The organism is Streptomyces sp. NPDC085946, from assembly GCF_044540485.1.
Lineage (GTDB): Bacteria > Actinomycetota > Actinomycetes > Streptomycetales > Streptomycetaceae > Streptomyces.
Map to the genome: position 1 here is coordinate 221,160 of NZ_JBITSF010000015.1, position 9,550 is coordinate 230,709.

Annotated in this window: 9 protein-coding genes; all 9 read right to left on the reverse strand. The window is 71.3% G+C overall.

Annotated features, from left to right (window positions below; genetic code table 11):
• Positions 1-96 precede the first annotated feature (96 nt).
• Entirely contained in the window at positions 97-2,496 is a 2,400-nt protein-coding gene (locus ACIF8T_RS27435; RefSeq protein WP_400038771.1) for an SDR family oxidoreductase, read from the reverse strand.
• A gap of 2 nt (positions 2,497-2,498) precedes the next feature.
• Positions 2,499-3,443, reverse strand: a complete 945-nt coding sequence (locus ACIF8T_RS27440; RefSeq protein ID WP_400038772.1) for an aromatase/cyclase — start codon at positions 3,441-3,443, stop codon at positions 2,499-2,501.
• Positions 3,444-3,477: 34 nt separating this feature from the next.
• Positions 3,478-4,263 carry a 3-oxoacyl-ACP reductase FabG gene (gene fabG, locus ACIF8T_RS27445; protein ID WP_400038773.1) on the reverse strand — a complete coding sequence of 262 codons (786 nt, stop codon included), beginning with the start codon at positions 4,261-4,263 and terminating at the stop codon, positions 3,478-3,480.
• 36 nt (positions 4,264-4,299) lie between these two features.
• Complete coding sequence (locus tag ACIF8T_RS27450) at positions 4,300-4,569, reverse strand: acyl carrier protein (protein WP_400038774.1); 270 nt, start codon at positions 4,567-4,569, stop codon at positions 4,300-4,302.
• Positions 4,570-4,743: 174 nt separating this feature from the next.
• Positions 4,744-5,961: a ketosynthase chain-length factor gene (locus ACIF8T_RS27455; protein WP_400038775.1), complete on the reverse strand. Its 1,218-nt coding sequence runs from the start codon at positions 5,959-5,961 to the stop codon at positions 4,744-4,746.
• Positions 5,958-7,307, reverse strand: a complete 1,350-nt coding sequence (locus ACIF8T_RS27460) for a beta-ketoacyl-[acyl-carrier-protein] synthase family protein (RefSeq protein ID WP_400038776.1) — start codon at positions 7,305-7,307, stop codon at positions 5,958-5,960. The genes ACIF8T_RS27455 and ACIF8T_RS27460 overlap by 4 nt, the downstream gene beginning before the upstream one ends.
• Complete coding sequence (locus tag ACIF8T_RS27465) at positions 7,270-7,593, reverse strand: TcmI family type II polyketide cyclase (protein ID WP_400038777.1); 324 nt, start codon at positions 7,591-7,593, stop codon at positions 7,270-7,272. Before ACIF8T_RS27465 ends, ACIF8T_RS27460 begins: the two co-directional genes overlap by 38 nt.
• A 44-nt stretch (positions 7,594-7,637) precedes the next feature.
• Positions 7,638-9,113, reverse strand: coding sequence for an FAD-dependent monooxygenase (locus ACIF8T_RS27470; RefSeq protein ID WP_400038778.1), 1,476 nt, complete (start codon positions 9,111-9,113; stop codon positions 7,638-7,640).
• Between the two features lie 290 nt (positions 9,114-9,403).
• On the reverse strand, positions 9,404-9,550 hold a 147-nt coding region (locus ACIF8T_RS27475; RefSeq protein ID WP_400036400.1), incomplete at its 5' end, for an acetyl-CoA carboxylase biotin carboxyl carrier protein subunit.

Sequence of the window (9,550 nt, forward strand, 5' to 3'; positions counted from 1 at the left end):
GTCGGTGACAGCAGGGGAGGGGGCGGCCGGCCGCGGCGCGCGGCGGCCGGCCACCGGCCGGCGGGGGCCGCCGGCCGTCCCGTCTTCGGGCCGGTCTCAGCCGAGCAGGGTGCCCCCGGTGGCGTCGACGAAGGAGCCGGTGATCCAGCGGGCCTCGTCGGTGGCGAGGAACGTCACCACGTCGGCGACGTCCTCCGGTTCGCCGACCCGGTTGAAGGCGGACAGCTGCGCCATCTGCTCCACCACCTCCGGCATGCCGAAGACCGGGTTGTCGTTGCGGGTGATGCCGGGCGCCACGCTGTTGACCGTGATGTTGCGCGGGCCCAGCGCCTTCGCGAAGTGCAGCGCCAGCTGGTCCACGGCGCCCTTCGTCATCGCGTACGCGATCTCGTCCGGGTTGGCGAAGCGGGTGAGACCGGAGGTGATGTTGATGATGCGTCCGCCGTCGCGCATGTTCTTCAGGGCCCGCTGGATCAGGAAGAACGGCGCCTTGGCGTTGACGGCGAACAGCCGGTCGAACTGCTCCGGGGTGGTGTCCTCCGGCTTGACGCCGCCCATGACACCGGCGTTGTTGACCAGGATGTCGAGATCCGTGCTCCCGGTGCGCTCGCGCAGTCCGCTCTCCAGACCCAGGAACAGCTCGTGCACGTCACCGGGGACGCCGAGCTCGGCTCGGACGGTGAAGGCCCGGCCGCCGTCCTTCTCGATCAGCGTGACGACTTCCTCGGCCGCCTCCTGGCTGGTGCTGTAGTGGACGGCGACGAGCGCGCCCTCCTGCCCCAGCCGCAGGGCGGTGGCACGCCCCATGCCACGGCTCGCCCCGGTGACGAGCGCGGTCTTGCCCGTGAGCCTGCTCATGTGTGTACTCCGATTTCTTGTCGTCCTCATCGCCCGCGCGGTGGCGGTGGCCTGCGTGTCCCGCCGCGCCGGCCCGGTGGCGGGCGCCGGGGCCCGGCGCTCGGCCGCGGCCCTGTTCACCCCGGGGAGCCGGCCGAACCAGCGGCTCAGAGCTGTCGTGATGTCCGTGTCCCTGCTGTCCGTGCTGTCCGTGCTGTCCGTGTCCCCGCCGTCGGTCCACACCACGTGACCGTCGGGCCGCACCAGGAGCGCGCCCGGGTCCGGCACGAGGTCCTCGGACAGGGAGGCGGCGGTCACCGTCACCGTGTCCACCACGTCCGCCCAGGGGGCGGCGAGGACGCGCAGCTCCTCCCGGCGGGCCTCGCCGCCCGGCAGCAGGAGCAGCACCCCGCGCCCGGCGCGCAACAGACCGGCGGTGGTGACGGTGCCGTGGGAGGTGGTGACGGTGCCGTGCGGCAGACGCCGGCCCAGCACCGGATGCCGTCCGCCCCCCACGTCGTAGCGGATGTCGAGGCCGGAGATCATGCCGGCCAGGTGGGCGCGCGCGTTCGCGCTCCCGGCGGCCAGCTCGCCGAACACCTGCCGGACCGCCTCGACCTCGGCGGACCCGAGCAGCAGCAGCGCCTGCGCCCGGATGTTGCTCAGGGTCCGGCGGCCGACGGCGTGCCGCTCGTCGTGGTAGCTGTCGAGCAGACCCTCGGGGGCCCGCCCCCGCACCGCGGCGGCCAGCTTCCAGCCGAGGTTGACGGCGTCCTGCAGCCCCAGGTTGAGCGCCTGCCCGCCGATGGGCATCTTCTGGTGGGCCGCGTCACCGGCCAGGAACAGCCGGCCGTCGCGGTAGCGGGTGACCTGCCGGGAGGCGTCGCCGAAGGAGTTCACCCACAGCGGCGTGCCGTGGCCGATGTCCTCGCCCGTGACGCGCTTCCAGGTGTCGGCGACGTCCTGGAACCGCGGCTGCGAGCCGCGCGGCCGGGCCCCGAACTCGTGCACCATCACCCGGGTCACTCCGTCGGGACGCCGGGCGGCGATCGCCAGTCCGCCCGCCAGCCGCTGGAAGCGGCGGTCGGGGATCTCGATGCCCGCCACGTCGGCGCGCAGCAGTTCGCGTTCCGCGTCGGTGCCGGGGAAGGCGAAGCCCCCCAGGCGGCGCACGGCGCTGTCCTCCCCGTCGCAGCCGACGACGTACCGGGCCCGGAAGAGCCCCGTCGTGCCGTCCGGGAGGCGTACGTCGGCGTCGACGTGGTCCGCGGTCACGGCCAGCCCGGTCAGCTCGTGACCGCGCCGGACGTCCGCTCCCAGGTCCGTCGCCCACTGCCCCAGCAGCTCCTCCAGCCGGGTCTGCAGGACCTTCCACTGGCCCGGGTGGCGGCCGGGCAGGGTGAGGTCGAGCGGGATGCCCCCGAAGTGCCCCCTGCGGTCGTTCGGCACCTCGCCGAGCGGCTCCAGCAGGCCGCGGCTGTCGAGGATCTCCATGGTCCGGGCGTGCAGGGTGGACGCCCGGGACTCGGTGGTCGGCGCGGTGAGCTTCTCGAGGACCACCACGTCCGCGCCTGCCCTGCGCAGTTCCCCGGCGAGCATCAGCCCGACGGGGCCCGCGCCGACCACGATCACCTCGGTTGCGGTACGGTCCCCGGTCATGGTCAGGCCCTGGCTTCCGCGTAGTCCTTGGCGTGGCCGAGGGTGGCCCGGCTGTTGGTGCTCAGCGCCGACTGCACGTACTCCCGGGCGTCGGCGACGGTGGCGTCGGCGCCGAGGATCCGCGCGATGTTCTCGGTGTTGAGGGTGACGGTGTGCTGCGAGGACGCGGCGGTCCCGGTCTCGGTCTCGGTGAACGTCCAGTAACCGGTGTGCAGCGTCATCAGCGCCGGCAGGGTGACCTGCTTGTAGGCGATCTTCCGGTGCGGGAAGGTCACCCGGTACGACTTGGTGGTGTGCACCGAGCCGTCCTTGGCGCGGGTGTCCATCTCCAGCGTCTGCAGACCCGGGGTGTCCTCCTCCAGCCGGACGCTCGCCACGTGCGGGAGCCGCTCGGCCCACAGGTGGGCGTCGTTGACGAAGTCGTAGACGTCCTTGGCCGAGCCGGCGATCTGCACCGTGTCCTCGAAGGAGAACGTCAGGTCCTCCTGGGCGGTGGCCAGCTCCACGTTCCGCTTGAGCGCGGCGAGTTCGCTGCGGGAGTTGCGGTCCACGGCCTCGTCGATCCACGCCAGGCCGGCCGGGTCGTCGTCCACGGCCCGGTAGTCGTGCAGCAGCCGCACCCGGGAGACCGAGTCGGAGACGGGCTCGATGACCCAGGTGCCGCCCATGGAGGCGACCGGCGGTGCGGAGACCTCCTGGCGGAAGCCGATCCGCAGCCCCTCGGGGTCGAGGGTCCGGCGCGAGGTCCAGTTCTTCGCCTCGCCGTTGGCGGTGGCCCAGATGCGGATGCGTTCGGTGTTCTCGCTCTTCTCGACGTGGTCGACGTGGATGGTCGGCGGGAAGATCCGCGGCCAGTTCTCCACCTCGGCGATCAGCCGGTAGACGGCGGTGGCCGGGGCCGAGATCGTGATCTCGTGCTCCACCTCGCGCAGGCCGGACTTCGGCATGCTCATACTCCTCGGGATCGGGACGGGGGGCGGTTCAGAAGTTGCCGAGGCCACCGCAGACGTTGAGGGCCTGCGAGGTGATGGAGGCGGCGGTGTCGGACGCCAGGTAGCCGACCAGGCCGGCCACCTCCTCGGGGGTGGAGTAGCGGCCCAGCGGGATCTTCGCCTGGAATTTCTCCAGGATCGCCTCCTCGCTGGTGTCGTACGCGGCCGCGTAGCCCTGCCGGACGCGCTGCGCCATCGGGGTCTCGACGTAGCCGGGGCAGACGGCGTTGACGGTGATGCCGGTGGGGGCCAGCTCGTTGCCGAGGGCCTTGGTGAAGCCGACGACACCGTGCTTGGAGGCCGAGTACGGGGCGCCGAGGACGACGCCCTGCTTGCCCGCGGTGGAGGCGATGTTGATGATCCGGCCGCGGTCCTTGTGGCGCATCCCGCCGGTGTTGAGCACCTCGCGGGTCATCCGGAAGACGCTGTGGAGGTTGGTGTCGATGACGTCCTCCCACAGCTCGTCGGTGATGTCGGCGGTGACCCCGCCCCCGCTGCGGCCGGCGTTGTTGACCAGCACGTCCACGGTGCCGAAGCGCTCGACGGCGGCCTGCACGAACGCACGGCAGGAGTCGGTCGACCGGACGTCGAGGGTGCTCCCGTCGACCTCCAGACCCTCGTTCTGCAGTTCCTTGACGGTGGCGGCGACGTTCTCGGCGTTGCGCGCGCCGATGAACACCCGGTGGCCCCCGGAGGCCAGGAGGCGGGCGACGGCGAGTCCGATTCCGCTGGTCGCTCCGGTGACGAGGGCGACCCGCTTGTCCTGCTGCGACATGTCTCTCTCCAGTGCTAGGCGGTGACGGCGCCGGTGCTAGGCGGTGACGGCGCCGTTGAGCAGCTTGTTGACCGCCGCGACGAGGGAGCGCGGGGTGCGGTGCTCGGTGAAGATGTCGTCGTCCAGGGAGATGCCGTACTCCCGCTCGATGCGGCCGCCGGTCTCCAACAGGGCCAGCGACTCGTAGCCCAGCTCCTCGAAGTCGGTGTCGAGGATGTCGCCGTCCAGGTCGACGTTCTCGTCGGCGCCGGCGCCCTCGCGCAGGATGCGCTTGAGGGCCTCGAAGGTGAATTCCTGCTCGGACATGGGGGGTCCCTTCGTCTGTCGTCGGTGAGGCGCGGCCCGGTCGGGCCGCGGAACGGGTGGGGGTGCGGAACGGGTGGGGGTGCCCGCCGTTCTCCGCGGGAGGCGGAGAACGGCGCGGGCACGGTCGTGCGGGGGCGCCCGTGACCGTCACGGCACGGGACGGCCGGACGTCGGTCAGTCGACGGCCCGGACCACCACGGCGGAGTTGAAGCCGCCGTACCCGCGGGCCAGGACGAGCGCGGTGCGCACCCGGGCGCTGCGCGGCTGCCCGGTCACCAGGTCGATGCCGTACGCGGGCGCCGGCTCCACGTTCACGGTGGGCGGGATCAGGCCCTCGCGGATGGCCAGCACGGCGGAGACCACGTCCACCGGGGCGGCACCGGAGTAGAGCCGGCCGGTCATGGTCTTGGGCGCGGTGACCGGGACTCCGTGCGGCCCGAAGACGGCGTTGATCGCGTCGGCCTCCTGGCGGTCCAGCTCCGGGGTTCCGGCGGCGTCCGCGAACACCACGTCGACGTCTCCCGCCTCGATCCCGGCGTCCGCGAGCGCCACCTCGACGGCGCGGCGCAGACCGGGTTCGCGGTCGCTCCCGGGCTTCGGGTCGAACGTCGAGCCGTAGCCGGCGATCTCGCCGTAGACCGTGCGGGCGCCGCGCTCGCGGGCCGTGCGCTCGTCCTCCAGGACGAGCAGCGCACCGCCCTCGCCCGGCACGTAGCCGGAGGCGTCCGCGTCGAACGGCAGGTAGGCCCGGTCGGGGTCGGTGCTGGTGGACAGCCGGCCGCCGGAGATCTGCGCGACCCAGCCCCAGGTGCAGATCGGCGCGTCGAAGCCGCCGGAGAGGATCACCTTGCTGCCCTTGCGGATCTGCCGCCGGGCCTGGGCGATCGCGTCGAGACCGCCGGCGTGGTCGCTGACGACGACCCCGCTGGGGCCGCGCATGCCGTTGCGGATGGAGATCTGGCCGCTGTTGACCGCGTAGAACCAGGCGAACGACTGGTAGGCGCTGACGTACTGGCTGCCCTGGCTCCAGAGCTTCTTCAGCTCGTTCTGGCCGAACTCGAAGCCGCCGGAGGTCGAGGCGGTGACGACCCCCATGTCGAACTCGGGGATGTCGCCGGGCTGGATGCCCGCGTCCGCGAAGGCCCAGTCCGCCGCGACGAGGGCGAGCCGGGTCATCCGGTCCGTCTGCGGGATCAGCCGGCTGGGCAGCAGTTCCTCGGCGGCGAAGTGGCGTATCTCGCCCGCCAGCCGGGACGGGTAGGACGCCGGGTCGAAGCGGGTGACCTTGCCGATGGCGCTCTTGCCGACCCGGGTCGCGGACCAGAAGTCCTCGATGCCGAGCCCGTTGGGCGCGGCGACGCCGATACCGGTGATCACTGTCCTGGTGCTCATGACACGCTCCTGTCGGGGCGGGCCAGCACCATCGCGCTCTGGAACCCGCCGAATCCGCTGCCGACCGTGAGCACCGTGTCGGTCCGGTGCTCACGCGCGGTGAGCGGGACGTAGTCGAGGTCGCATTCGGGGTCGGGGGTGTGCAGGTTGGCGGTGGGCGGCACCACGTGGTTCTCCATCGCCAGGACGGAGGCGGCGATCTCGATCGAGCCGATGGCGCCGAGCGAGTGGCCCACCATCGACTTGATGGAGCTGACGGGGGTGCGGTACGCGTGGTCGCCGAGGCTCAGCTTGAACGCCGCGGTCTCGTGGCGGTCGTTCTGCTTGGTGCCCGAGCCGTGCGCGTTGATGTAGTCGACGGCTTCGGGGTTCATCCGCGCCTCGGCCAGCGCCACCTTGATGGCCTCGGCCATCTCCCGGCCGTCGGGCCGCAGTCCGGTCATGTGGAAGGCGTTGCAGCGGGAGGCGTAGCCGGCGATCTCGGCGTAGATGTGCGCGCCGCGCCTGCGGGCGCTGTCCAGCTCCTCCAGGACGAACGCGGCGGAACCCTCCCCGAGCACGAAGCCGTTGCGGGTGCCGTCGAAGGGCCGTGAGGCGTGCTCGGGGTCGTCGTTGCGCGGGGTGGTCGCCTTGATCGCGTCGAAGCACGCCATGGTGATCGGCGAGATCGGGGCGTCCGTCGCACCGGTGATCATGACGTCGGCGGTGCCCTCGCGGATCAGGTCGGCGGCGTGGCCGACCGAGTCGATGCCGGAGGTGCAGCCGGTGGAGACCACGGTGGCGGGACCCTCGGCGCCCACGGCCCAGGCCACCTCGGCCGAGAACGAGCTCGGCACGAAGTAGTTGTACAGGTGCTGCGGGGCGTAGGTGTGGTCCACCAGGTCGAGCCGGCCGTCGTCGCTCACCACCCGGTACTCGTCGTCGAGCCCGGTGGTCGCGCCGACGGCGCTGCCGATGGTGACACCGGTGCGGTGGGGGTCGAACCCGCTCAGGTCCAGGCCGCTGTCGGCCAGCGCCTCGCGGGCGGTGACCACGGCGAACTGGGCGGCGCGGTCCATGCGGCGGATCTCCTGCGGGGTCAGCCCGTGCAGGTAGGGGTCGAAGTCGACCTCCGCGGCGACCCTGGAGCGAAAGGCGGACGGGTCGAAGAAGGTGATCCCCCGGGTCGCCGTGCGTCCTTCGCTCAGCAGACTCCAGAAGTTCTTGGCACCGATGCCGCCCGGTGCCAGCACTCCGACTCCTGTGATCACTACCCGGCGTGCCACTAGCGGTGGCCTCCCCTCGTGTCGGTGTGACGCGGCCTCACGCTCAGGCCGTCCAGTGGTAGAAGCGGGTGGCCATGGCATCGGCCGGAGACCGCCAGGTCGCGGGGTCGTACGCCTCGATGAACGGCTTGAGGTCCTCGCTGATCTGGACGAACCTCGGGTCGGTCTTGGCGTCCTCGATCAGTTCTCCGCCGTTGTCGGTGTCGAAGTCCTGAAGGTGGAAGTACAGGCCCTTGTAGGCGAACAGCTGGCGGCGCCGGGTGCCCATGCGGTGGGGCATGTCCGTCTTGTCGAACTCCGCGAAGAGCTTGCCGACTTCGGCGCTCGACTCGATGTTCATCCGGGCCACGATCAGGGTGCTGTGCATGTCTTCTCTCTTCCGTGGGGGCGACGGTGGGGCGGGCTGGACGGTCAGACCGGGCGGGGGGCGCCGAACCAGCGCTCCAGGGCCATGGGCAGGTCGTGGTGGCTGCCGGGGGCGGCCCACGCGATGTAGCCGTCGGGACGGACCAGGACGGCCGAAGTGCCCTGCAGGCCGCTGGCCGGCGAGACCGCGCGGGGCTCGGCGGTGACGGTGTCCACCCGGTCGGCCCAGCCCGCGGCCCTGGCCCGCAGGCGCGGGTTGTCCTCCAGGTCGAGCAGCACGCCGCGTGCGGAGTGCAGCAGTTCGGTGCTGCTGGTCCTGCGGCCCGCACCGGTCAGCTCCAGGTGCGGCATGCGCTTGCCGAGCAGCGGATGCGTGCCGGTGCCGACGTCGTAGGTGATCTCCAGGCCGCTCACCATGGCGGCCAGGTGCTGGGAGACGTCCTTGTAACCGATGAGTTCGGTCAGCACGTCGCGCAGCGGCTGCACCTCGGCACCGCTGAGGAAGAGCAGTCCTTGGGCCTGCGTGTTCATCAGCAGCCGCTTGCCGACGGCGTGCCGCTCGCTGTGGTACGAGTCCAGCAGCCCCTGCGGCGCCCAGCCCCGCACGACCGCGGCGAGCTTCCAGCCGAGGTTGACCGAGTCCTGGATGCTGGTGTTCATGCCCTGGCCGCCGGCCGGCAGGTGGATGTGCGCGGAGTCGCCGGCGAGCAGGACGCGCCCGCGGCGGTACTCGGTGACCTGGCGGGTGGCGTCGCCGAAGGAGCTGACCCAGACCGGCTCGGCGTGCGAGATGTCGTCGCCGGTCAGCCGCTTCCAGGCGTCGGCGACCTCGTCGAACGACGGCGGGACCTCCCGACGCTGGGGCGGGGTGCCGCGCTCGCAGACGATGATGCGGGTGATGCCGCCGGGCAGCGGGCCGGCCATGACCATGCCGCCGGGCAGGGTCTCGCCGATCATGCGGGGCTTGATGTCGACGCCCTTGAGGTCGGCGAGGAACATCTCCAACGTCGCAGCGGTGCCGGGGAAGTCGAAACCGGCGGCCTTCCGTACCGAGCTGCGCCCGCCGTCGCAGCCCACCAGGTAGGCGGCCCGCAGCGTGTGGACGCCCGCGGGGCCCCGGACCTCGACCTCGACACCGTCGCCGTCGTCCGTCAGGGAGAGGAACTCGTGGTTGCGGCGGATGTCGGCACCGAGACTGGTGGCCCACTCCTCCAGGTGCTGCTCGGTGACGGACTGCGGGATGGTCTTGGCCGCCTGCCAGGCCCCCTCCAGGACACCGAAGTCGATGGGCAGGCCGCCGAAGTGGCCCTGGTTGCTGGTCTCGACCTCGCCGAACCGGGGCAGGATGCCCCGCTGGTCGAAGACCTCCATGGTGCGCGCGGTGAATCCCAGACCTCGCGATTCCCCGGTGCGCTCCGCCAGTCGTTCCAGGACGATGACGTCGACTCCTGCGAGCCGCAGTTCGCCGGCGAGCATCATCCCGGCAGGACCCGCGCCCACGACAATCACTGCAGCATCCATATACCTCTCCTCGGACATTCCAGGTGCAGCTCAGCACGGATCAGCGGAAGCAGTCATTATTTTCGTCGGCCCGGTAATACGAACTCAAGGCGCATCTGTTCAGGCCTGGGTGATATCTCGATACGCAACTACATCCCTGAAAGAAACAGGTGAGGTGAGTGTCAGAGAAATGCAAACCGGCTGTTCAGGGCCCCGGCGGCGTGAGTGAATGCGAATTGAACAAAAAGGAATCCCCCGGCTGTCCGCCGGGGGATTCCTTTCAGGGGCGCGCATACGCCGCGCGCGGCGTGTCAGTCCTTGATCTCGCAGATGGGGGCGCCGGAGGTGAGGGCGGCGCCGACTTCGGCGGTCAGGCCCTTGATGGTGCCGGCCTTGTGGGCGTTGAGGGGCTGTTCCATCTTCATGGCCTCCAGGACGACGATGAGGTCGCCCTCCTC

Bases quoted from the DNA above. Each gene is read 5' to 3' on its own strand.
- ACIF8T_RS27435 (WP_400038771.1), bottom strand. From the start codon at position 2,496: ATGACCGGGGACCGTACCGCAACCGAGGTGATCGTGGTCGGCGCGGGC.
- ACIF8T_RS27440 (WP_400038772.1), bottom strand. From the start codon at position 3,443: ATGCCGAAGTCCGGCCTGCGCGAGGTGGAGCACGAGATCACGATCTCG.
- fabG (WP_400038773.1), bottom strand. From the start codon at position 4,263: ATGTCGCAGCAGGACAAGCGGGTCGCCCTCGTCACCGGAGCGACCAGC.
- ACIF8T_RS27450 (WP_400038774.1), bottom strand. From the start codon at position 4,569: ATGTCCGAGCAGGAATTCACCTTCGAGGCCCTCAAGCGCATCCTGCGC.
- ACIF8T_RS27455 (WP_400038775.1), bottom strand. From the start codon at position 5,961: ATGAGCACCAGGACAGTGATCACCGGTATCGGCGTCGCCGCGCCCAAC.
- ACIF8T_RS27460 (WP_400038776.1), bottom strand. From the start codon at position 7,307: ATGCCATGGCCACCCGCTTCTACCACTGGACGGCCTGAGCGTGAGGCC.
- ACIF8T_RS27465 (WP_400038777.1), bottom strand. From the start codon at position 7,593: ATGCACAGCACCCTGATCGTGGCCCGGATGAACATCGAGTCGAGCGCC.
- ACIF8T_RS27470 (WP_400038778.1), bottom strand. From the start codon at position 9,113: ATGGATGCTGCAGTGATTGTCGTGGGCGCGGGTCCTGCCGGGATGATG.